At 50.9% G+C, this 22,372-nt stretch carries 18 protein-coding genes and 4 tRNA genes; 3 read left to right on the top strand and 19 right to left on the bottom strand.

The annotated features are described in order from the left end of the window. Nucleotides 1-38: 38 nt before the first annotated feature. The 5 genes from FRY98_RS26780 to FRY98_RS26800 form a co-directional block, all read right to left on the bottom strand. On the bottom strand, nucleotides 39-1,862 hold the full coding sequence (locus FRY98_RS26780) for a sensor histidine kinase (RefSeq protein ID WP_170287201.1): 1,824 nt from the start codon (nucleotides 1,860-1,862) through the stop codon (nucleotides 39-41). Nucleotides 1,863-1,879: 17 nt separating this feature from the next. Further along, complete coding sequence (locus tag FRY98_RS26785) at nucleotides 1,880-3,406, bottom strand: response regulator transcription factor (protein WP_148457765.1); 1,527 nt, start codon at nucleotides 3,404-3,406, stop codon at nucleotides 1,880-1,882. A 118-nt stretch (nucleotides 3,407-3,524) separates the two neighbouring features. Continuing rightward, nucleotides 3,525-4,070: a helix-turn-helix domain-containing protein gene (locus tag FRY98_RS26790; protein WP_148457766.1), complete on the bottom strand. Its 546-nt coding sequence runs from the start codon at nucleotides 4,068-4,070 to the stop codon at nucleotides 3,525-3,527. 178 nt (nucleotides 4,071-4,248) lie between these two features. Next, nucleotides 4,249-4,524 carry a DUF6171 family protein gene (locus tag FRY98_RS26795; RefSeq protein ID WP_148457767.1) on the bottom strand — a complete coding sequence of 92 codons (276 nt, stop codon included), beginning with the start codon at nucleotides 4,522-4,524 and terminating at the stop codon, nucleotides 4,249-4,251. Between the two features lie 6 nt (nucleotides 4,525-4,530). Further along, the gene (locus FRY98_RS26800) at nucleotides 4,531-6,033 is read right to left on the bottom strand and encodes an alpha-N-arabinofuranosidase (RefSeq protein WP_148457768.1); all 1,503 of its coding nucleotides are present in this window, start codon (nucleotides 6,031-6,033) and stop codon (nucleotides 4,531-4,533) included. A 180-nt stretch (nucleotides 6,034-6,213) separates the two neighbouring features. On the opposite strand from FRY98_RS26800, the gene FRY98_RS26805 reads away from it, so the two are divergent. Both FRY98_RS26805 and FRY98_RS26810 read left to right on the top strand, forming a co-directional pair. Then, nucleotides 6,214-7,137, top strand: a complete 924-nt coding sequence (locus tag FRY98_RS26805; RefSeq protein ID WP_148457769.1) for an ArsR/SmtB family transcription factor — start codon at nucleotides 6,214-6,216, stop codon at nucleotides 7,135-7,137. A 96-nt stretch (nucleotides 7,138-7,233) separates the two neighbouring features. Continuing rightward, nucleotides 7,234-8,520, top strand: a complete 1,287-nt coding sequence (locus tag FRY98_RS26810; protein ID WP_148457770.1) for a LysM peptidoglycan-binding domain-containing protein — start codon at nucleotides 7,234-7,236, stop codon at nucleotides 8,518-8,520. Nucleotides 8,521-8,563: 43 nt separating this feature from the next. On the opposite strand, the gene FRY98_RS26815 is transcribed toward FRY98_RS26810, so the two are convergent. The 12 genes from FRY98_RS26815 to FRY98_RS26870 form a co-directional block, all read right to left on the bottom strand. Continuing rightward, complete coding sequence (locus FRY98_RS26815) at nucleotides 8,564-9,565, bottom strand: NADP-dependent oxidoreductase (protein WP_148457771.1); 1,002 nt, start codon at nucleotides 9,563-9,565, stop codon at nucleotides 8,564-8,566. A gap of 79 nt (nucleotides 9,566-9,644) precedes the next feature. Continuing rightward, nucleotides 9,645-12,917, bottom strand: a complete 3,273-nt coding sequence (locus FRY98_RS26820) for a glycoside hydrolase family 44 protein (RefSeq protein WP_148457772.1) — start codon at nucleotides 12,915-12,917, stop codon at nucleotides 9,645-9,647. A gap of 106 nt (nucleotides 12,918-13,023) precedes the next feature. Next, the gene (locus tag FRY98_RS26825; protein WP_170287202.1) at nucleotides 13,024-13,488 is read right to left on the bottom strand and encodes a GNAT family N-acetyltransferase; all 465 of its coding nucleotides are present in this window, start codon (nucleotides 13,486-13,488) and stop codon (nucleotides 13,024-13,026) included. 117 nt (nucleotides 13,489-13,605) lie between these two features. Next, nucleotides 13,606-14,184, bottom strand: coding sequence for a ribonuclease H-like YkuK family protein (locus FRY98_RS26830; protein WP_148457774.1), 579 nt, complete (start codon nucleotides 14,182-14,184; stop codon nucleotides 13,606-13,608). 140 nt (nucleotides 14,185-14,324) lie between these two features. Beyond that, nucleotides 14,325-14,407: transfer RNA gene (locus FRY98_RS26835), tRNA-Tyr, on the bottom strand. A gap of 10 nt (nucleotides 14,408-14,417) precedes the next feature. Beyond that, nucleotides 14,418-14,492 (bottom strand) — tRNA-Trp (locus FRY98_RS26840). A gap of 13 nt (nucleotides 14,493-14,505) precedes the next feature. Next, a tRNA-Glu gene (locus tag FRY98_RS26845) sits at nucleotides 14,506-14,579 on the bottom strand. Between the two features lie 150 nt (nucleotides 14,580-14,729). Then, a tRNA-Leu gene (locus tag FRY98_RS26850) sits at nucleotides 14,730-14,819 on the bottom strand. Nucleotides 14,820-15,033: 214 nt separating this feature from the next. Beyond that, on the bottom strand, nucleotides 15,034-15,234 hold the full coding sequence (locus tag FRY98_RS26855; RefSeq protein ID WP_148457775.1) for a hypothetical protein: 201 nt from the start codon (nucleotides 15,232-15,234) through the stop codon (nucleotides 15,034-15,036). A gap of 481 nt (nucleotides 15,235-15,715) precedes the next feature. After that, the gene (locus tag FRY98_RS26860) at nucleotides 15,716-16,474 is read right to left on the bottom strand and encodes a VOC family protein (protein ID WP_170287203.1); all 759 of its coding nucleotides are present in this window, start codon (nucleotides 16,472-16,474) and stop codon (nucleotides 15,716-15,718) included. 253 nt (nucleotides 16,475-16,727) lie between these two features. Next, nucleotides 16,728-17,591, bottom strand: coding sequence for an SDR family oxidoreductase (locus tag FRY98_RS26865; protein WP_148457777.1), 864 nt, complete (start codon nucleotides 17,589-17,591; stop codon nucleotides 16,728-16,730). Between the two features lie 94 nt (nucleotides 17,592-17,685). Further along, the gene (locus tag FRY98_RS26870; protein WP_148457778.1) at nucleotides 17,686-18,102 is read right to left on the bottom strand and encodes an Rrf2 family transcriptional regulator; all 417 of its coding nucleotides are present in this window, start codon (nucleotides 18,100-18,102) and stop codon (nucleotides 17,686-17,688) included. Nucleotides 18,103-18,277: 175 nt separating this feature from the next. On the opposite strand from FRY98_RS26870, the gene FRY98_RS26875 reads away from it, so the two are divergent. Next, on the top strand, nucleotides 18,278-18,706 hold the full coding sequence (locus FRY98_RS26875; RefSeq protein ID WP_148457779.1) for a VOC family protein: 429 nt from the start codon (nucleotides 18,278-18,280) through the stop codon (nucleotides 18,704-18,706). 38 nt (nucleotides 18,707-18,744) lie between these two features. On the opposite strand, the gene FRY98_RS26880 is transcribed toward FRY98_RS26875, so the two are convergent. Continuing rightward, nucleotides 18,745-19,749: an alpha/beta fold hydrolase gene (locus FRY98_RS26880; RefSeq protein ID WP_148457780.1), complete on the bottom strand. Its 1,005-nt coding sequence runs from the start codon at nucleotides 19,747-19,749 to the stop codon at nucleotides 18,745-18,747. A 165-nt stretch (nucleotides 19,750-19,914) separates the two neighbouring features. Continuing rightward, a complete protein-coding gene (locus FRY98_RS26885; RefSeq protein ID WP_148457781.1) occupies nucleotides 19,915-22,305 on the bottom strand; it encodes a polyprenyl synthetase family protein in 2,391 nt (796 codons plus the stop codon). Between the last annotated feature and the right edge of the window lie 67 nt (nucleotides 22,306-22,372).

Genomic DNA, 22,372 nt, shown 5'->3' on the forward strand with positions numbered 1-22,372 from the left:
AAAAAAAATTCGAACATTTTTGGAATGGTGGAGTATTTTTATGCGTTTGCCAACGGCAGCTTAATGTTCACCAAAGTTCCCTCTCCCTCCACGGAATGAAGGGATACACCATAACCGTCGCCGTAGATCAGCTTGATTCTTTGATCCACGTTTCGAATGCCGACAGATTCTCCTTCCGTCTTCCGGATCTCGGCCAATCTGCTTTCGGGGATTCCGATGCCGTTGTCCTCGACCGTAAAAATCCGCGCCTCCCCTTCCAACCGGCCGCGTATGACAATCCTTCCCCCGCTATGCAGGCGGGCGAATCCATGGACGATCGCATTTTCCACAAACGGCTGCAGAAAAAGCTTGGGCACTTTATAGTCATATAGTTCGGGTGCGATGTCGAAGGTGACCCGGAACTTGTCCTCAAACCGCTGCTCGGTGATGAAGATGTAATGGCGAAGCCAGTTCATATCCTCTTTCAAGTCGCCGATATCCTGACGGTTTTCGGTGGTGTACTGCAGCATCGAGGATAAACTGACGATCATCCGGCTCAATTCTTTTTGGTTGTTCTCCAGTGCCGTCCAATTCATAATGTTCAGCGTGTTGTACAAAAAATGCGGATTTAGCTGAATGTTCAGCGCCATCATTTGCATTTCTTTCTCCCGAAGCTTGACCTTGTAATTCTCCTCGATCAGATGGCTGACTTTCTTGTTCATCTGATTGAATTTGTGAATCAACAAACCCATTTCGTTATAGGAATCGACCGGAACCCGGGTGTCGAACTCGCCCTCCCCCGTCTTTTTGATCGCACGGAGCAATTGGTGGATCGGCCTGGTGATGGAACTGGAGAAGATGAACGCCAACAGAAGCGATATCATCAACAGAAGCAGGGTCAGGTTGAATGTGGTGGATTTAATTTCCGGCAAAAAAGCGGCCCCCAGGGCGTCTGGTGATATGGTCACCGCCGAAATCCAGCCCGTCACCTCCGAGGTGTCGAAGCAAACGATCTGCGGCTTTCCGTCTTGCATCACCGACAGCGTTCCGCTCCTCATTTTCACCGCTTTATCCAGCCATTCGGGCTTCGCCAGCGCTCCTTCCCGCACCTGATCCGTACCGGACACAAGCCTCCCTTCGGGAGTGAAGATAAAAAAAGAAGCTCCGGTGGAAGGGAGCGTCCGGGTGAAACGGGAACGGTAGATTTCCGGGCGGTACGTGATAACCAGTATCGGCGGCTCGACCTTTTCATTCAGCTCGATCACTTCGCTGTTGTTGATTTTAAACAGTTTCATCAGACGTACTCCCGCCAGCAGTCGGGCATGTTCCGGCGGGTTGGCCTGACTGATTTCCCGTTGAAACATTCGTTCGTAGGAAAAGGTGGGAAACCAGGCCATGCCGCCGTCAGCTTGCAAAGCCGCCCGGTATAGCGGGGTTTGGTGGAAATTTTCATAAGGGATAAGGTTGGAGGAACCCGTTGATCCGATGTTGGAATAACGGGTCATTAAGTGGATGGAGAACATTTGATCCATCTCGGGAAAATATTTGTTTAATACCCGGCTCACCTTTTTTTCCATATTGATCATACTGTATTCATCTCGCGGGTTCGCTTGTAAGTACTGCTCGAACAGCACCTGCTCCCCGATCATGGCCAGGCTGCTTTCTTCCGCCCGGGAGAGCTCGGCGTCCAGAATTTCATTGTTCTGCCGCACGATCGAATACAGATTCTCCCGGGCGAATTCCGAGACGAATTCGGTGCTGGCGTAGTAATTTTTCCAACTCAGAATGGCGAGCGGGATCGTGGCGATCAACGTGTAGGTCAACAATAGCTTGGTCCTGTAACTGAGATCATTTAAGCGCTGCCAAACATGACGTCTTCTCAAAGGCATCCCTTCCTTATTTAACGTGTGGCGGACAAATGACGGTATTCTTCCGGGCTTGTGCCGAATTCCTTGCGAAACAGGCGGATAAAATACTTCGGATCTTTATATCCGACGTTCTCGGCGATTTGGTAAACCCGCAGGGAAGTTTGCAGCAGCAAATCGGCCGCGGCCCTCATTCGGGTTCGGGTTATATACTGGTGCAGTGTCATCCGGGTCTGATTTTTAAAAAGGATACAAAAATATGAAGGATTAAAATGAAATTTCGCGGCAAGCGTGCTGAGCGAGAGGTCTTCTTCGGCATAGTGCCGTTCAATATAGGCTTTGCAGCTATCGATAATCGACTCCGTTTTATGCTGCCTTTGTTGGTCCAGGCGGTCCGTTAACTCAAGGATCCACGAAATGGCCGCTGTTTTGAGTTCATCCACATCTTTGCACTTCAGCAGAGCTTCTTCGTAAGCGGCGCTATGCAGAGGGCTGTGGCCCTTTTCGGCGAAACAGGAAGTGAGGTGATGGATGGCGGCGGCCGTCGCAAACTTTAATTTTTCCGGGTCGGGAAGTCTTTCATCCATCGCCCGGTTTACGGCCAACTCCACAAAGTTGGAAATTTCCGGCCTGTTCCCGCTCAGTACGGCCTTCGTCAACCCATCCACGTCGAGTTTCACGACGGCCGGAAATACCCCCGCATTCATCTCGTCTTCCGCATCGTACAACCTCCCTCCCCCGTTAAAAAATTGAATACGAAGCGCGCCGCAGGCTTGTTTACAGGCCCTTCGCGCTTCATTCGGCCATTCGCTAAAAGAAGGCCCCAAACCGATCGTTAATTCCGTTCCGTATTCCTGTGCGAAGTAAATGATCATTTGTTCAAGCTTGCTCTCCAAGCCCTTTGTCAGAATCGGAGAAAAATCGGGGCTTAGAATTAAAGTGATCAACGTATGGTCGGCAACGTAAAAAGCGGGGACATAGCCGTCCTCATTTAAAATGGCACCTAGCATGGCTTTGAGACCGCGCAGCAAAAATTTTCGATCCGCGGCGGATTTGAAGGCGATAGCGAGAAATTTGCCTTGCTTGAAATCCGGAAAGCAGGCGTTAAGCGAAATGGCGGCGTCTCCCGCGGCATTATTCTCCCCTGCGAGCAGCTCGGCGATCGACGATTCAATGGAGGCAAGACGCCTAGCTCTTCTCTGCTGTTCCGCTTTGGCGAGCAAGTGCCTCACCTTTTGTTCATCCACCGGTTTTAACAAATAATCGTTCGCCCCCAGTTGCAGGGCCCGCTGAGCATAGGCAAAATCCGAGTAGGCGCTCATGATGACGATGCTTTCGCTTCCGCCGCGTCGTGTTAAATGATCCACGAATTCAAGACCGTCCATCACTGGCATCTGGATATCGGTGAACACCAAATCGATCGAATGGACGCCTACCCTTTCCAAGGCCTCCGCCCCGTCCCTGGCGTCAAAAATGTTATATTCCGGCTTCAACTCCTTAAGCATCCGGGACAATCCCTTTCGGTGCTTGGGTTCGTCATCCACAACCAAAATATTCAGCATCTGTCATTCCCCCTTTGCCGCATTTGAAAAAATGCCCATGAAGGGATTCAAGTAAATTGGAAGTTTAAACTGCCACGTTTTACAAGATTTCCTGCATGAGCATCATCGAGAGACTGTATTAGGCTTTTGAGTTGGAGCAGAACACGGATAAATATTTGACTTCGTCCGTTACGAGCACATACTTATGATTTTCAACCGAATCAAAATACAAGCTGTCGCCGGCGTTCAATGTATATTCTTCTTTTCCGACGTAATAAATCATGGTACCTTCAAGCACATAAATAAACTCTTGACCGACATGGGAAACGGTTCTTTTTCCGGTTTTCCCTTTTCTGGCGACGAAATAGAAGGGCTGCATCCACTTCTCCGGGCGCTCCGCCGCGATCGCGGAAAAGGCATATCCTTTATCCGTCTGGACCATTTTATCCAGACTCATCCGGTGCGTGGTGAATACCGTTCCGTTTATGTCTTGATCGTCCAGCAGGATGGAAATTTTGGTCCCGAGCGCTTCGGCTATTTTAATCAGCGTTCCGATCGGGGGGACCGTCTTCCCGTTTTCGATTTTGGACAGCAAGCTCTTGGTGAACCCGCAGGCCTTGGCGATATCATCCAGACTCCGGTTCTGTGCCTTGCGTATCTTTCGTATTTTACTGCCTAGTTCCACAAGCGCGTTCTCCTAAATTGAAATGAATTCAACAACGTTTACTAAAATGAAACACGATTAAATTCAAATTGTCAATAAATTTTAACATTTTCCCATAGACAATTTAATTTTTCCGTGAAACTTTCCCTTCGCAAGGGTTAAAAAAACAAGGCTGCCGATTTAGGCAACCTTGTCATCTTCACGATCCTATTTCAGCCTGCCACAACCCGCCGCCGGGCAAAGGGCAAGAACGCTCCTTCAGCCAAGCCACTACCGGAATGATGCAGCCGCAGGACATGCAGGTCCCGCCGTCCATGAATTTCGGACATTCCCCGCAAATTCGCAGCCGTTCCTCATAGCTTTCTTGGCTGACCCGGCGTTCGGGAGCGAACATGGTGGTCTTGAGCAGCCGTTCCATCTGGGCTTCCGTGACTTTATAATCGTCCCGGCAAGCCTTGCAAGACGTATCCGCCATGCCGAATCAACCTTTCACCGCCAGTTTTAAAGTCGTAACCGACATCGGTGGAAGCGTTACGGCCAGCTTGCCGTCCTCTTCCGCAAAATCGTCAAATGTCCGGGGCTTTACGTTTTCCGGCTGGTCAAACGTGTTGTGCGCATCCCATTTGTCGCCCGTCAGCGTCGTTCCCGTGATGGCGACATCGCCTGAAACCAGGCCGCGCAGGGCGAGTTCCACCTTTCCTTCCGCCTGATGCTGCAAATTACAGAAGCTGATATGGATATTACCTGCCGCGTCTCGCGATGCTGTAGCCGTCACCGCGGGAATTTCTTCGCCACCCATCCGGTAACTTCCGGTCTCCAAGGCGAGATCAAGCGATTCGGCATCCTGATGCACTTTGTACATGTCGAACACGTGATACGTCGGCGTCAGAATCATTTTCTCGCCTTCCGTCAAGATGACGGCCTGCAGGACATTCACCGTTTGGGCGATGTTCGCCATTCTTACGCGGCCGCTGTGCTTATGAAAAATGTTAAACGTCAGTCCGGCGACCAGCGCGTCCCGGATCGTATTCTGCTGATACAAAAATCCGGGGTTGGTGCCGGGCTCGACGTTATACCAGGTCCCCCATTCATCCACGATCAATCCGACCCGGCCCTCGGGATCATATTTGTCCATAATCGTGCTGTGCCGGGTAATCAGCTCGTCCATGCGAAGCGCCTTTTTCAGAGTTGAGAACCAGGCGTTCTCGTCGAATCCCGTCGCCGCCCCCTTATCCTGCCAATTGTCGTTCGGCAGCGTATAATAGTGGAGCGTGATCGCATCCATGAATCTTCCCGCCTCGCGCATCAGCACTTCCATCCAGTTGTAATCGTCCACATTCGGACCGCAGGCGATTCGGTGAATCTTATTGCCGTCATAATTACGGACATAAGTTTGATAACGGCGGTAGAGATCCGCGTAATATTCGGGACGCATGTTCCCGCCGCAGCCCCAGTTTTCGTTCCCGACGCCGAAATAAGTTACCGACCAAGGCTCCTTGCGGCCGTTCTGAGCCCGCAGTTCCGACATCGGCGAAACGCCGCCGAACGTCAAATATTCGACCCACTCCGACATTTCTTGTACGGTACCGCTTCCCACATTTCCGTTGATGTAAGGTTCGCACTCCAATTGGGCGCAGAGCTCCATGAACTCATGGGTGCCGAAATGGTTGTTTTCGACCACACCGCCCCAGTGGGTGTTGATCATCCGCTTGCGGTTCTCTTTCGGACCGATGCCGTCTTTCCAGTGGTATTCGTCCGCAAAACAGCCTCCCGGCCAGCGGAGAACGGGAATTTTTATATTCTTAAGCGCTTTCACTACATCGTTGCGAATACCGTTTGTATTTGGAATGGAGGAATCTTCGCCAACCCAAATTCCCTCGTAAATGCATCTGCCCAAGTGTTCGGAAAAATGTCCATAAATATGGCGGTTGATTTTTCCTCGTCCTTGATCGGCGTTTAAAATTCCTTTTAAAGTCACGATCATCACTCCCTCATAATTAATATATTTATTAATTAATTCACATTTACATAAATATTATATCCATGGAAAACCATCCTCGTCAATTCCCTTTCAGGTTATATTCGAGCATTTTTGTTTTATCTTGCAAACCCGTGAGCACTTGAGTAATATAAACATTAATCATATTTAAAAGGCGGATGTTACATGAAATTAGACCTCTCACCGGATTCGCTTCCTGTATACGAAGCGCTTGCCAGCCCGGTACGCTTGCACGTATTGCGGCTATTGGCCGAACGGCCGATGAACGTGAAAGAATTGGCCGCCAGTACGGGCCTTTCCAGCGCCATCATGACGATGCATGTCCGCAAGTTGTCCGAAGCGGGACTGATTGCGACACAAATGATGCCCGGCAAAAGCGGGCTGCAAAAAATGTGCTCGCTTGGCGTCTCGGCCGCGGAAATCCGTTTACTCGGAAACGCTCTACCGCCCCGCCAAAGTCATCGCGTTGAAATCCCGGTCGGCCACTATTCCGATTTCTACATTGAACCGACCTGCGGTCTGGCGACGACCGACAAAATTATCGGCACTTTCGACGATCCCCGCTATTTTTGGGAGCCGGAACGGATTGACGCCGCCGTGTTATGGTTCAATAAAGGATTCATCGAATATAAAGCCCCGAATTATCTGCTGTCGAGCCAGCAGCCTACGGAGCTTGTGTTGACGATGGAAATCGCCTCGGAAGCCCCCGGTACCAATAATAATTATCCGTCCGATATCACTTTCCGGTTTAACGGCGTCACGCTGGGCACCTGGACGAGTCCGGGGGATTATGGGGACAAGCGCGGCAAGTTTACCCCCGACTGGTGGCCTTCCCAAACGAATCAGTACGGGTTGTTGAAGCGGCTGCGGATTACCGGCGAGGGGACGTTTATGGATGGATTGCGGCTGTCGGACGTGACGCTGGAGGACATCGACATTCGCCGTAGACAGTGGACCTTCGGGTTATCCGTGGAGGACGATTCGCTGCATATCGGCGGATTGACCTTGTTCGGAAAAGGTTTCGGCAACTACAACGAACATTTGATCCTGGAGCTGTTCTATACGGAAACCATTTTCGCCAAAGCCTGATTTGGGCAGTTCCTCCTTAATTTCCGGATACGTCATATCCTCACTCATCTCTCTCATAAGATAGTCTCGGAGACAAATCTCGAGGGAGGCAAAAGAATGCAAATCCATGCCGTTCAACGCAACCAAACCCTCTACAGTATCGCCCGGGCTTACGGGGTATCCGTTAATCAAATCGCCGAAGCGAACGCGCTTCCGAATCCCGACCGGTTAGTGGTCGGGCAGACTTTGGTCGTACCGATCGAAGGCAGCTACTATTGGGTTCAACCCGGTGAAAGCTTATGGTCGATTGCCCTATTGTATGACATACCGTATCAGCGGCTGGCTGAAATCAACCGCATCAATCCGAATCAAACGCTTTCGATAGGGACCCGTCTGTATATCCCCCCGAGGCCGAAGTATCGAGCCGAGTTCAATGCTTACGTCGAACCACGTGGAACCGTCGTATCGGCGGAACTCGAGAGCAGTGCACGAAACGCCGCTCCTTATTTGACCTACCTGGCTCCGTTCAGTTTTCAGGCTCGGCGTGACGGTTCGTTAAAAGAGCCGCCTCTAAATGACTTTCCCGCCATCGCGGCTGCGAATCAGGCTGTGCTGATGATGGTGATTACGAACCAGGAGAACGATCGCTTCAGCGACGAACTGGGCCGAATCCTGCTTAACGACATCCCCGTTCAAGACACATTTTTGAATACGATCGTCCGGACGGCACGGACCTACGGCTTCCGGGATATCCACTTTGATTTTGAATTTTTAAGGCCGGCTGACCGCGAAGCTTACAACACCTTTTTACGCAAAGCCAAATCGCTTTTTGCGCAAGAGGGTTGGCTGATATCCACCGCGTTAGCGCCAAAAACAAGCCGGCAGCAGCAGGGGCAATGGTATGAAGCACACGATTATCGAGCTCATGGGGAGATTGTGGATTTCGTGGTCATTATGACTTATGAGTGGGGGTATAGCGGCGGGCCGGCTCAAGCGGTCTCCCCCATCGGGCCGGTCAGAAGAGTGCTCCGGTATGCCCTGAGTGAGATTCCGGCTTCCAAAATCATGATGGGCCAAAATCTTTACGGTTATGATTGGACCCTTCCCTTCACTCCGGGAAGCACGGCCAGAGCCGTCAGTCCGCAGCAGGCGATACGGATCGCGGCGCAGTACGGGGCGGAAATCCAATATAATTGGAATGCTCAGGCTCCCTTTTTCCACTATACCGATGCCGAGGGAAAACGCCATGAGGTCTGGTTTGAAGATGCCCGGTCCATTCAGGCCAAGTTTGATCTAATGAAGGAGTTAAGGCTCCGCGGCATGAGTTACTGGAAGTTGGGCCTTCCGTTTCCGCAGAATTGGCTGCTCATTACGGACAATTTCGAAGTGGTCAAAAGAGCATGAACGGAAATTCCTCCTCCGCTCATGCCCTCTCGATTTAACCGACTTATTTCATCTTCACCGCCACTTTTCCTTTGGCCCGACCGGTTTTGAGATACGCCAGGGCCTCTTCCGTTTGCTGAAAATCATAAACCCGATCGATGACGGGCCTGATTTGATTCCGTTCAATCAAGTTGCTCAGATACGACAATTGGTTACCGCTAGGTTTCATAAAAAGAAAAGAATATTCCGCCTGGAACTTCGTTTCCAAGGCCGTTATTTTTCTTGCGGCGAAGGCGAGCAGCAGATTTTTCCACCACGCCAGCCCATATTCCCTTCCGAAACTGGCGTTGGGAACTCCCGCTACCGATACGATTCTTCCAAACGGTTTAAGAACTTGAAAAGACCGTTCCAAGACCGCTCCTCCCAACGTGTCATATACGGCGTCATAGTCGCGAAGCAAATCCGCGAAATCGTCCTGCCTGTAATTGATGATGCGATCCGCTCCCAAAGATTTCACCAATTCATAGCCGCTTTCGCTAACGGTTGTGGCGACATAAGCGCCCATCACCTTGGCCAATTGAATAGCGAAAGTGCCTACTCCGCCCGCCCCCGCGTGAATCAATATCTTCTGCCCCATCTCCAGGTCCAACTTCTCGGTAAAGGCCTGAAGCGTGGTAAGCCCCACCAACGGAATCGTAGCGGCCTCGGCAAAGCTTAGATTCACGGGCTTTACGGCGACCTCCTCCTCATTCACCGCAATATACTCGGCAAACGTTCCGATCCGGCTTTTTCGCGGTCTGCCGTAAACTTCGTCACCGGGCCCCAAAGCGGTGACCTTGGAGCCGACTTTTACGATGACGCCCGAGAAATCGTTGCCCAGGATCAGTGGAAAGCGATAGGGAAGAAGAAATTTCATCTTCCCTTCCTTAATCTTGTAATCGATGGGATTCAGGCTCGCGGCATGGATCTCGACAAGCACATCATGCTCCCCGATTTCAGGGAGGGGCTGGTTGGTCATGCGCAAAAGCGAATTTTCCCCATATTGATCAATCGTAAACGCTCTCAATCGATTCCCTTCCTCCTACTTTATTTGTACGTTTATAAAAGAAGCCCGGCGGTAGCCGGGCTGTGCTGTCCTGTCAGCTTCAGTTTGCGCTGAGAACGATATGGCAAGCGGTCAGTTTCGGAATCGTGTAAGTAAACCGATTATCCTCTATATTGTTAACCGGCTGACGCTCCGTGATCGCTGCGTTCTCGCCGTCAAACGCCCAGACGCGGGCCGACTTGTAAGTGGTTCCGCCGGCGATGTTAAAGCTCGCGTTCATTTCGAAATCATTGTTTTTGTTCAGCACGATCAGATGCAGATTATCGTCACTGTCCCGGTATACGGACCCGTAGACCGAACTGTTTTCGATATCGGAAGTTTCGGCTTTAACCTTTGTGTCGCCGAATTTGGAATTGTTGCCGTCATAGTCGTTGTACAGTCTCATCGCCAGAGTGATATACGTGGAAGGTTCGACCCCGCCCGTCATTCTCCAGAAATGAGCCATATATACGCCGTACTTGCCGTAGATCCCGAGGACGTCCGCCTGGGCAATCCCGCCGTATACGTTGTTTTCCGCGCCGTAGTTATATTCCGTAAACGCGAGCTTGGTTCCTGGATTGTACGTATCGATCGACTGCTGCAGTTTCGGAATCAGCGGGAAAAACTGACTGTGAAACAGGAAGAAACGGCTGTTCGATTCGGAATAGCTCGGATCCCATAGCTGGCGCGGGGCCTGCATGCGGGCCAGATTCGTCGCCAGCACGTTGTTGCCATCTTTATCTTGAATCCGGTGTCCTCCCGCGGAGGTCTCCGGATACCAGTGGAGATCCAACACGTCGAGCAGACGCTTGCCCCCGAGCTTCTGGCCTTCCACCCGGAAATTGTCGAGATAGTAATCGACATACCATTCGTAATTGCCTTGCAATTGCGGCCAATCCGGAGCTGCTTGCATACTGTACAGGTCGTCGAAACCAAAGGTGGCCGGCCCGAAAATTTCAGCTTGCGGGTCCACCTTTTTGACCGCTTTGGCTGTCGCCAAACCCTTGCTCAAAACTTCTTCCGCGCCAGCCGGTCCCGGATGAATGTACTTGTGGTTATCAACCCACAATCCCGGCTCATTATCGAGCTCGTAACCGCGAATCCCCGTGGCCGTCGAAGCGTCCCCGTGTTTTTTCACCAAGTAATTGACCATTTCATCCATGTATACCGCATCGTCGTTCGGATTTGGAGCCGCATCGAACGGCCCGCCTTTCTCCGGCTTCACTTCCACCCATCTGGATGAAGGCGCCTGTTCGCCATCACGCACATAACCGTTCGCATCCTTTGCCGCATATCCGGCAATCTGCAGCGAAGCGAGCGTGTATGCGCCGTATTGCAGCGATTTGTTGTGGAAGCCGCTGATCCCGATTCCCGGCTCCGTCGGTTTCTCGCTCCACGGCACACCGCCGTAGTAGTGAGCGACGTAATAATCGCTGTGGTAATTTTCGTCGGCGCCGGAATTCGAAGCGTTATTCTCCCAATTGTAAGTAGTTAGACGGTTTCCTCCCACACGGCGGGACGTCCATTTCTCCGTATCGGTCAAATCGTCGTTCGTCCCGTAAATGTAAGGACTGATCGGCGCTCGGTCTTTTGATGTATCCACGTCGATCCGCACGTCGAACGCTCCCGTCGGCGTCTTTGTCGTGTTTTGCGTCAAAAGCTCGGTCCACGCGCCGAGCGTCGCGTTCTCCTTGGCACGTACCCGGTAGGTATGCACGGAACCCGGTGCCAGGTTTTCGTGCGCATAGGACTTTTCCAGTCCATTGTCCTTAACTTGGCCGTCGACTTCAATGTCGTAACCGGTAATTTCCGCGTCCGGCGGAGCCCCCCAAGTCAATTTAATGGACGTATCCGTCTTTGTCACCCGAAGGTTCACAGGTGCCGGAATCACTTGCTCCCCGGTTGTTTTGACCGTAAGAAGGCCGCTCCATGCGCTTTCCTGGCTCGCCGTTTTGGTCTTCACTTTGTACGTGTGGCGGCTTCCCGTTCTCAGCCATTTGTGGGTAAAGGAGGTCCCATTTACCTCGTGAGGGATGCCATCGGCTTTAACCACGTAGGAAACCGCGCCATCCACAGGCTGCCAGGACAATGTGATTGTCGTATCCGCGGGACTTGCTGTGATCCCGGTTGGAGAAGACGGCATATCCAACAGCTCCGGTTCTTCGCCCCAAACTCGCTTACCGTCCAAATAGGCGGTCACTTTTGTAGTAGCCACGGAGCTATTCGAGTCCGTAAACGAATAATCATTGCTTTGATCGAATGAAGGATAATCTTTTTTATAGATCCAGGTACCGATCGTAGCCGATCCGCCCGGACTCAAATTGCCGGCGTCCGGTTTAAAACCGAGTTCCAAATACGTGTCGGCTTTGGCGGAGGGAATCGGCATCGTGATAAATTGCGGAACTACGCTTTCTTTCGGTACCGTACTCCAAAAGCCGATGTACAGCGGAATATCTTCGTCATCCACCGTAAAATAGTACCGGACCTTCAAATCGCTCAGTTTTATCGCCCGGCTGCCTGTATTCGTAATTTTAAAATTCGGCCCCAGCGTGGATGTCGACAACTCCGTCGGGTTCCAGGAGACTTCCAGCTTAATGTCGGAAACCGGAGTAATGACATCGGATAGCGTTCGCGCCGTGACAACCGGACTCCAGTCGCTGGTCATTTCGGCATTCTTCGCCCGGATGCGGTAACTATGCTGCGTATCCGGCTCCAATCCCGCATGCTTATAGGTTGTAACCGCTCCTAACTGAAGGACGGCTCCGTCCGCTTCCAACTCATAATACGTCGCGCCGGTGACGGAATTCCACTGCAAGGCGACCGAGTCTTTTTGCGGCACGGCCGTCAAACCGGTTGGAACCGGCAGCGTTACCGGCCCTGTCCCGCCGCCTCCGACCGCAAACTTCGCCGCGCCGGCGAACCATTCGTTCACGCTCGAGCTCCAGCCCGAACCGAACACGCCGAAACTAACCCAATATTTCCCCTTGGCCAGTGTCCCCGGAACGTTCCAGACGACCGGCACCGTTTTCGGTTCACCGGCCACAACGTGTACCGGATCGATAATGATTCGGTCGACCGGCTGCAGGGAAGCGTCATAGATCCCCACATCGAGCATAAGCGCGCTCGACTCGGAGGATGTGACATGAACTTGAATCGTTGTGCTTGAACCCGGCTGGACTTCCCCGCTCTCGGCGGTCGCCGTTGCGGTAATTTCCGCTTTCGCCAAAGCCGTCCCCGGTTCAGCAGCGAAAAAGACGCTGCCAAACAGCATCAAGAACGCCAAGGTTACCGCAGTCCAACGCTTACTTGCAGACCATGCAATTTCTTTCTTCAACTCCTAACCCACTCCTGTTCCTCTTTGGTTTCTTTTGCGTTGCCGCGAGGAACATCTTAGCACGTTCGAATTTTGAATTTTGTATGGCAGGTAACAGATTTCCAAATTAGTACATGAACTCCATCGGCGTAAATCGGATTCCGTTAACCGTCCTCTCCTTGTCGGTCTCCGTAAAACCAAGACGACGATAAAACGGAACGGCAAAGCGCGAGGAATTTACCGTCATCCGTTTGATATCCGGCAAGCACCGGTAACGCTCCTCCACGGTACGGAACAACCGGTTCGCTATCCCTTGCCGGTGGTGCTCTCGTTTTACGAATAACAAGAATATATGACTTTCTCCCATCGTGGCGATAACGCCGTTCCATTCCCCGTTTTCCTTTTCCTTACTCCCCCAAAAGTGGATCTCCCCCCGTCTGAACCGCTCTAACACCGTCTCGTACGAGATGACCTGTTTAAATGCCTTCACACCCTCGTCGGTATACTCCGGAGCTTCGAATTCCTGGAATACGCTCCAGACCAGCTCGAGCGCTGGACGGATATCTTTTTCCTGCAGCTTGACGATTTCCATGTTCAACCTCCCCAAAATATTACTCCTATCATCCAGGGTTGAAGAAAAAAATGCAATAAAAAAGAGGCGATGGCTAAGTCGCAGCCTCCGCCTCATATTCCTATACCGCCGCGGTTCTCAAATCGAAACAACCTTGAAGGGATACGGTTTTTTGGTTTCGCGGTCCGCGATGCTTACCATTACCGACTCCGGCTTAACCCTTGCGATCAATCCCATCGCTTCAATGCGACCCACCATTTCGGCCAGGTAGGCTGCGGTTTTGTTTTTCGGCCCGCTCCCGCCGTCAATATCCACGATAAACCGGATATCCGCGCCTTGTTCCATGTGCGGCAAAATGATATTTTCAAGGACGGCTCGTTCTTCATAACCAAACTGAGCAGCAATTTCTTGACTGAAAGAGGTCTCCAAGGACAGCTTTTCTTGAACGGAATAGATTTCCCGGGGCAGGATCACCTGACGGCTGCATAACCAAGCTCCTTTTCCGACACGGTACACCACAATGTAACTGACGAATTTGGTATGCCCCGGATGCGTCTGTGCGTCGGTCGTGATCACGAGATCATAAACTCCCCTTGGATCGGCCGTGACGAAACGGGAAATCCGATTCAGCACATCGCTAAATTCCAGATCCTGCTCCGTCGTATTCCGGAATGTCGTTTCATGAATAAATGGGTATTGACGTGTTTTTCTTTTCATGGGATTCACCTGTACTGCAAGGCTGGCTTCTTCCTTTCGCTTTGGATTTGACGGTCCTTGGATCGGACCGGATTTGCCCATCTAGCGGCAATGTTGGTTTTTTTATTCTTATGTTATTGTGGCCGCCAAGTGAACAGAAATGTACCGAGCCGGATTCGAACCAGCGCGCTTTTTACGGACCAGATTTACAGTCTGGCGGTTTCAACCTCTCACCCATCGGTACATGTTAAAATTGGCAGGGGCCGTGGGCATCGAACCCACCTCAGTCTGCTTTGGAGGCAGACTCGCCGCCGAGGACATGGACCCCTATTTGGAGAAAAATGACGTGGACGGGGCTCGAACCCACAAATCCCAGCGTGAAAGGCCGGTGTGTTCTCCAATTTCACCACCACGCCATGAAAACTGTGTGGATGGACTACGGTAAATCGTGGCTTGGAGCGGGCTTGACTCCCGCTGATTTTTTACAGCTTGTGTTTCGTTCGGCCACCGTAACTAACCCGGCAAGTGACCGACTCACACTTTGCGAACCGTATGTTATGTACTTTTGGTGCGGCCGGTTGGACTTGAACCCACAACCGAAGCTGACGCTTCACGGGTTTTTAAGACCCGCATGTCTGCCATTCCATCACAACCGCACGGTAAGGATTCCCAATTATCGCACATACGTTCCCTTATAGGGGATCAAAAAAGACTACTCCCCTTCCAAGCGTTCCATTGAACCGGCCTCATTCAACTTCATGAGCTGACGAAGGCAAGCACAAATGGACCACTTGCGAAGGTGCAAGCAGCCTTTTACGTACAAAACTATGGATCTACGGATCTGGATTCAGAACGGTCCGCGATTCACAATCACGTTAGTACCGTTCCTCCTCCCTTCAGGATGATACGGACTAAACGCGGTACGTAAAAGCTACTCATAATCGGCTCGAGATAGGCCTCGTATAAGCCGGCCAACAACTCGTTATTCTCGCATTCGCGCCAATCCTGGCTGGACGGATGCGTCTCGTTGAACATGGTCTCGGCATAATAAGACGTAAAAAGTGTTTTCATAACCTATCCCTTCCTTTCTTCGTAAATTTGTCGTACTTTCGTTATCCGATATTACTTTCATGCATTATCGCTTTAATGTTTTACCGTTTTACTGATTTGATGTTATCACGGCTTTTTTTGGGTGTCAACCCTTTTTTTACTTTTTTTCGATAACATAGATGCAAAAAAGCCGCCGAGTTTCCTCAGCGGCCTTATATCCAAAACGTATAGACATATTTTTGAATGCCTACGCAGTACCTATACGAATACAGAAGGATATTTCGAGCACTCCGCGTGAAGAGGATGAAGATCTATTCCGGGCACGAAGAAATAAGCGGCTCTCCTCATAAAGGGACCACTGTTCCAAGTTTGGAATTTCAACGAAAAACATCCGTGTTTTCATCCTGGTTCACATCCTTTCCTGCACAGCTTCCATAATTTTTACCAGATTAAAGCAAGAGCCTGTTTTTTGTCAAGCAAAAAATAAAAATCCCCACTCTTCCTAGCTCATCATTTGAGCCACAATAATGCGATGGCCGTCGGGATCCAGCAGAGCCGCTTCCTTCAAGTCGGGAAAATAGCCGGGCTCCCCCGTCAGTTGAAACCCCTGACGCGAGATATATTCCAGCGCCACATCAAAGTGTTCCGTTTCGAAATATAAAGGCTCTGTGAATGCACCGCCATTCATAAAGCCGTTCCGATCAAGCAAAAGTGCGGCGCCATCTGCCATGGGAACCGAGTATATCGCTCCGCCTGCCGCGGAAGCATCATACGGGACGCCCAGCAGATCGGAATACCAGCGCGCCGTCTCCGGGATATGCTTCACATCCACAAACACCCCGCCTATTTTCGGCAAAATCGGACTTTCCGTTATGAATTCGGTATCCTCGGCCGGAGAAGCGCTCCAGCAAACCATCTGCGCATTTCCTTCGGGGTCGCGGAAATTGAAATACGCCATTGTTCCGTGATATTCCGGCTCAAGGATGGTCTCACCCTTCTCTAGGACGTATCGGTAAGCTTCCTCCAAATTTGAGGTTTTGAACATGATCCTTGGCTTCATGCTTTCATCCCACTCCGGGTTTTGCCGGTTTGCCGTATTCGAATCAAGGATCAGATGAGTTCCCTTAAACTCAAACCAATACACGGGCCCGCCGTTAAGCCGCTCCTCAAAAACCGGAAGGCCTAACAAACGGCTGTACCATTCCGCGGATTTCCTTAAATCCGTTACATGGACGAATACACTGGCAATCCGGTTCTCCAACGGGGAAATCGATGCGGATTCAAAGATGGCGCTTTCACGGTTCTTCAGTGGAAATCAACTCCTTCGGCTTATTTCATTAAGCTGATAAAATCCTATAAATTTGATCTAATTCTATCACAACTAAACCAAACCTTCCATGACTCCCCTCTTGGATCAGCACGATTGTCCGCAAATAAAAAAAGCCGCAAGAAAGGATATTCTTGCAGCTTTGATAGGTTGGATCTTACCACCTGCGGCACAAAACTCAGCCCAATCAGGACAAAGTCCGGACCAGTTGACGGAGCGCATCGTCCAGCGACGTTAGCGGACGGCCAAGCACTTTCTCGAAATCGTCGCTCCGGATTTCCAAATCCCCTTCCCGAATGCCCTGTTGAATGCTGACCAGCATCGGGATAACGAAATCGGGAACGCCGGCATTTTTCATGATTTCCGCGTAAGTCGCATCATCGACCTGCTGTACGGGAACCTCTTTCCCCAGCACCTTGCCGACTGCGGATGCCAATTCCTCTTGACTGAGCAGTTTGCCGGATAGCTCATAAATCGTATTTTCGTGGCCTGTTCCGGACAAAACCGCCGCCGCGGCTTCGGCGTAATCCTGCTGTGAAGCCCATCCGACTTTACCGCTCCCCGCCGAGGTTACCCACGGTGCTCCCGCGAGGACGCCTTGAACGCTTGAGATTTCATTCTCAAGGTACCAGTTGTTGCGCAAAAAAGCGTAGGGAATGCCCGTCTTCATAATCGCCTTCTCTGTCTCTTGATGAGTAGGAGCCAGGAAGAGCTTGCTGTCCTGAGCATTGGCCAGGCTGGTGTAGGCAATAAAGCCCACCTTTGCCCGGACGGCCGCCTCAACGGCGTTGGTATGCTGACGGATTCGTGTTTCGTTATCCCCGTCCGCGGAAATCAGCAGCATGCGGTCGACTCCCGCAAAAGCCGAATCAAGACTTTCGGGAACATCAAAGTCGCCTTGACGAACATCCACACCCAAGGCCCGCAAGTTTTCCGCCTTTTCCGGATTGCGCACGCTAACGGCCAACTGGCTGGCCGGCACGGTTTTCAGCAGATGTTCCACCACTTTCTTGCCCAGTTTCCCTGTCGCTCCAGTTACTAGCATCTTCATATCCCATACCTCCATATGTGTTGTAATGTTTATTGTTATAACTATTTATGTTACAACAAATGTATAAAATAAAGCCTCTTCAAGAGGCTTATTTTCAATTGAATCGGTGGATCAGTTGATCCAGTGTCGTTTGTGCCAATCTTTGCTCCATAGCGGTTTGGGCCTCGGCCAATTCCTCCTGCAGAACCTTCTCGATATTCCGGCCCACCTGACATTGAATGTTGGAATTCTCATGAATTCGGAACAGCCGGTTCTCTTCCGTCACATGGACGGCGCGATATATATCGAGAAGCGTGATTTGAGCCGGGTCCCGGACCAATGTAGCTCCACCTACTCCCGGACGGACATCCACCAGCCCCGCTTTTTTTAACATGCTCATAATTCTGCGGATCACTACCGGATTCGTATTTACGCTCCCTGCGATAAAATCTCCGGTACAGTCCACAGGGCTTATGGCAATCAGGGAAAGGGTATGCACCGCTATAGAAAAACGAGTGCTAATTTGTTTCAAGTAATCACCCTCCAGTTGTAACTATTATAGTTACTACTATCGATTATGTCAATTTTTTTCGCAACGAATCCAACTATGACAAAACCTGTCACTATCTGAGGGTATACTGATTACAAACCTAGACCGATAAATCGCCGGACGGGTTAACCTTACTATTCGAGGAGCTGAATTTAACATGTCATTTCAAATCACCCCCTTCATTATGCTGAACGGCCAAGCCGAGGAAGCTATCGACTTCTATGAGACGGCACTAGGGGCCAAGACGCTGTTTAAGCAAACTTACGGGGAAGCGCCGGATGCCTCCGGGGACGCCCTCCCCCCTGGGTTACGAAGCAGGTTAGCCCATTCCGTGTTAAAAATCGGAGAAGCCGATCTTTTTGTTGCGGATTCTCTGGAAACCACCGCATCCACGGATCGGAGCGAAACCGTCCAAGTCTGCATTACGACGCCTGACGCCGAAACGACCCGGCGTTTCTTCGACGCCTTGTCTGAGGGCGGTCAGACCGTTTTTCCTTTGCAGCAAGTTCACTTCAGCGAAGCTTACGGCATGGTCAAAGACCGGTTCGGCGTCACCTTCCATCTGTTTACGCAGCGCCGTCAGTAAAGAGAAGCTCGGCCGGGCAATGGCGCCCGGCTCTTTCTTTAGAGGTTCCCCGCATCGCGAAGCAATATCATTTCTTGTAAAAACCGTTCCGGCTCTTCGTAATGGGGCATATGAGCCGACTGCTCAAACACGATCAGCTTTTTGGCCGGTGCGTCCAGCTTCTCAAGGTACCGGGCCGCCTGATCGCTTGGCGTGGCCTGATCGTAAGCGCCCAGCAGGAAATAAACGGGCACCTCGACCCGGGGAACCACCTTCTCCAAATGATGCGTCAGCAGCTGCCGGTGCAAATGCTTGACACTAAACGTGACTCCCCGAACATAACGGAGTTTATCGAACACCGTATACTCTGGCGCGGACCAAATGGCTCTGAAAATCTCCCACCCCTTTTTGCCATGAACCTTGCCGCCGTATTTTTGTAAAATAACCGAGTACTTCCACAACCCTTTTGTAAAATGGCGAAACGGCGGCTCACCGATGGATCGCAGTTCCCGCACCGCTTTCTCGTCCCCTCTTTTCGCCGCTTCCTCCAGTAAATACCGATACGAGCCGGTTAAACAATCCAAGAGTCCTACGGCCTGACAAAGTCCGATGTAAGCTCGAATGTGCCTCGGATACCGCTGAGCGATCAACATGCCGAGGATCGTTCCGAAGGAGTGGCCCAGGACAAACAACCGCTCGATCCCCAGCCTCCTTTTGACATAGGTGATGACCTCGCCCGCATCCTGAACCAGTTGCTCCAGATTCATTTTGGACGGATCCCGTTTACCCGCCCGAAATGACTTGCCCGCCCCCCGTTGATCCCAATGGATTATCGTAAAATGCTTCTCCAATTCCGTGTCCAAAAGATGTGACAAATACATGTGGCTTTGCCCAGGCCCGCCATGAACGAACAACAGCGCGGGATTCGTCCGTTTCTCTCCCCGGATCAATATCCACTGGTCTACGTCTCCGATAGGTACAGCCTTCAATTCCGCAACACTTTCGCGTTCCTCTTCCCCTACATGATTCAAAAAGGGCGGTGTTTTGCCTGTTAACCAGCTCATCCCAATTCCTCCTCCAACTCAAATAGTCAACGTTGGCTATTTGCCCATATCTTATATTAGACAATATTGTTTAGTCAATATTGGATATTTTCTCAGACAAACGAAAAAAGCAACGCCCTTTTATGAAAGGACGTTGCTTTGAAAACTAGGCCGTTTACTGTCATCCTAATTGTCCCGGACGATGATATAGTTCAATAAGTGCTTTAAAAAACCGGTAGTCAACGGAAGCTCCTTCACCGCTTCCATCGCGAGGCAATAGTGCTCCCACATCGCCTGAGCGGCCCCGTCCCGCCCAAGAATCGTCACAAAGGTGGAATTGTTGTTTTCGACATCTTTGCCGGTAGGCTTCCCCAGCAATTCAAGATCGCCTTCCCCGTCCAGCAAATCATCCTTGATTTGAAAAGCGATTCCTGCGTGGTAGGCCACCTTTTTGAGCCATGCAATGTCCGATTCTTGCACTTGTGCAAGCATTGCGGGGGCGACGAGCGAGACTTCAAAAGCGATCCCCGTTTTATAGAAGCAAAGTGTGTTTAATTCCTCCAAAGTCAGCACTTTTCCTTTTGAGTTCAAATCCATCGCTTGACCCATACAAATTTCCCCCGCCTTGCGGGATAAATATCGCAATACACTCAGCACGGTTTTGCTGTCAAACCCATCCAGGGAGGCCTGCTCTTCAATCGCTTTCTGAATGAGATAAATCCCCGTCAATTCGGCGATGGCACTATTGTGTACCTGATGGAGGGTCGGTCTCCCCCGCCGCGTCGCCGAATTGTCCTGCGTCGGCAGATCGTCGAAGATCAAGGAAGCCGTGTGCATATACTCCAGCGCATTCAATAACGGCTTTAAGGCGGAAGCTTCCAGTCCGTATTCCTTAACCCCCATCACCCATGCGAGTACGGGGCGGATTCGCTTGCCGCTGCCCTCCAGACTGTAGTTGGCCGTATCGATGAGCAGCCCGTTTGCGGCAGGTGAAGCATCAGGTTTCTCGATCTTCAACCATTCATTAATCTGAGCGCGGGCGGTTTGGATCGTTGTATAGAACTCTTCCTTTTCCTTGTGATTGTTTCTCATCGTTAAAAGCAGTTGATCCCGGAGCAGCTTGTCAAAAAAGTCCACATCTTCCGCTTTTCGGACCATGAACTGGATCACTTGGTTCAATTCCGGGATTCCGGCGGCGAAGATCTCCATGATTTCGTTATATTTATCCCGGCCGACACGTTGTTGGTATCGTTTCAGGCCATTGATGGCCCGGTCCAGCATAATTTCGCGCGATAACGGGTCCGATTGATAAACATGGTGTATCAGATGAGATATGACGGTCCAATACAATTCAAACGGGTTGATTAAATCGGGCCGTTCATGGCGATAGGTTAAATAATAGGTATACGGGGTAACCGCTCCGTCCTCTAAGTCGTCGAACATATCGGCAAAATCATCGGCCAGCTGATTATACAGCCCGTAGTAAAACACTCGCTGGTTAAAGTCTTCATCCAGCGGAGCGCTAAGAACGGACCGGACGATGAGCCGGGAGGAAGCGGATTTGATGATGATGGGCAAATACAACTCTTCATTGCTGTAATCCGGCTTTTTTAAGTCCTTGAGCCGGTCCATGTCCTGGGAGTGAAAAAAAACATAGGAATGTTCATAAAAAAGATTCCGGGTCTCCTGACTTTGGTAATTTTTGATGTATTCATAAGCTTCCCGCAGCTCATCATGAACGTAACGTACCAATTCGGGGTTACCGCCGGTCCAATCTTCCAGCTCAGGTACGGCTCCATTCGTTAATGTGGCCCGGATCATCGCGGAATAACGCTCTTTCTCTTCGTCTTGCAACGCCCCGGAGTCCAGCAGATCATCGATAAACGGGTAAGTTAGTCCATAATAATAACCGAGCCGGATCGCTTCGTCCAACCTCCGGGAGCGTTCCTTGGAAGAAATCTCCCCTTCGTCCATTTCATCCAACGCGTGCATCACGACGCCGACGATAATCTTGATTAATTTCCGCTTTGCTTCCTCCGCGTTCATTTCTTTGGGGATTCGGGGGGATACGCCTTTGATTTTGTGAATCACCCAAATGGCCGCATTCTCCACGGATTCCTTTTGCGCCCAACGGTAAAACGCGGCTAAACTGATGAAATCCGGTTGGCGCTCTTTATTTTCATCGAAAGGATGGATCAGCAGCGTCTTGATCTCGGTGACTAATCGGTCGACTTTGAACTTCGTCCGCCCGGAGTTCAAATCTTTTCCCAAATCCCGCAAATAGATATAGGAAATGCTGCGTTCCAGGTAACTGTCCAGTTTTCCGGCATAGTTCAACCAGGCGATATATCGATGGAAATCCGTCGAGTCCGGCTGCTTCCTGTTGAAGCGAGAAAAAAAGGACAGGATCGAACCGGCCCGGACATGCTTCTTCTGCCACTTTTGAAAGTCCTCGATTAGCGCGGGGAGATAAGACCCTTCTTTTACATCCGCCCGCAATTTCGAAAAATACTCAGCGGCCTTTAGCTCCGCCCGCCTGTACCAAGCGTCCGCTTGCTGGTTCTCTGCTTTGTTCATCCGATGTTATACCTCAACTTATGTATCGAGAATTTAAATGTTTTGAATCTAAAGTTGTTATTATTCT

The organism is Paenibacillus faecis, from assembly GCF_008084145.1.
Lineage (GTDB): Bacteria > Bacillota > Bacilli > Paenibacillales > Paenibacillaceae > Fontibacillus > Fontibacillus faecis.

Bases quoted from the DNA above. Each gene is read 5' to 3' on its own strand.
- FRY98_RS26785 (WP_148457765.1), bottom strand. From the start codon at position 3,406: ATGCTGAATATTTTGGTTGTGGATGACGAACCCAAGCACCGAAAGGGA.
- FRY98_RS26795 (WP_148457767.1), bottom strand. From the start codon at position 4,524: ATGGCGGATACGTCTTGCAAGGCTTGCCGGGACGATTATAAAGTCACG.
- FRY98_RS26800 (WP_148457768.1), bottom strand. From the start codon at position 6,033: ATGATCGTGACTTTAAAAGGAATTTTAAACGCCGATCAAGGACGAGGA.
- FRY98_RS26805 (WP_148457769.1), top strand. From the start codon at position 6,214: ATGAAATTAGACCTCTCACCGGATTCGCTTCCTGTATACGAAGCGCTT.
- FRY98_RS26810 (WP_148457770.1), top strand. From the start codon at position 7,234: ATGCAAATCCATGCCGTTCAACGCAACCAAACCCTCTACAGTATCGCC.
- FRY98_RS26825 (WP_170287202.1), bottom strand. From the start codon at position 13,488: ATGGAAATCGTCAAGCTGCAGGAAAAAGATATCCGTCCAGCGCTCGAG.
- FRY98_RS26830 (WP_148457774.1), bottom strand. From the start codon at position 14,184: ATGAAAAGAAAAACACGTCAATACCCATTTATTCATGAAACGACATTC.
- FRY98_RS26855 (WP_148457775.1), bottom strand. From the start codon at position 15,234: ATGAAAACACTTTTTACGTCTTATTATGCCGAGACCATGTTCAACGAG.
- FRY98_RS26865 (WP_148457777.1), bottom strand. From the start codon at position 17,591: ATGAAGATGCTAGTAACTGGAGCGACAGGGAAACTGGGCAAGAAAGTG.
- FRY98_RS26875 (WP_148457779.1), top strand. From the start codon at position 18,278: ATGTCATTTCAAATCACCCCCTTCATTATGCTGAACGGCCAAGCCGAG.
- FRY98_RS26880 (WP_148457780.1), bottom strand. From the start codon at position 19,749: ATGAGCTGGTTAACAGGCAAAACACCGCCCTTTTTGAATCATGTAGGG.
- FRY98_RS26885 (WP_148457781.1), bottom strand. From the start codon at position 22,305: ATGAACAAAGCAGAGAACCAGCAAGCGGACGCTTGGTACAGGCGGGCG.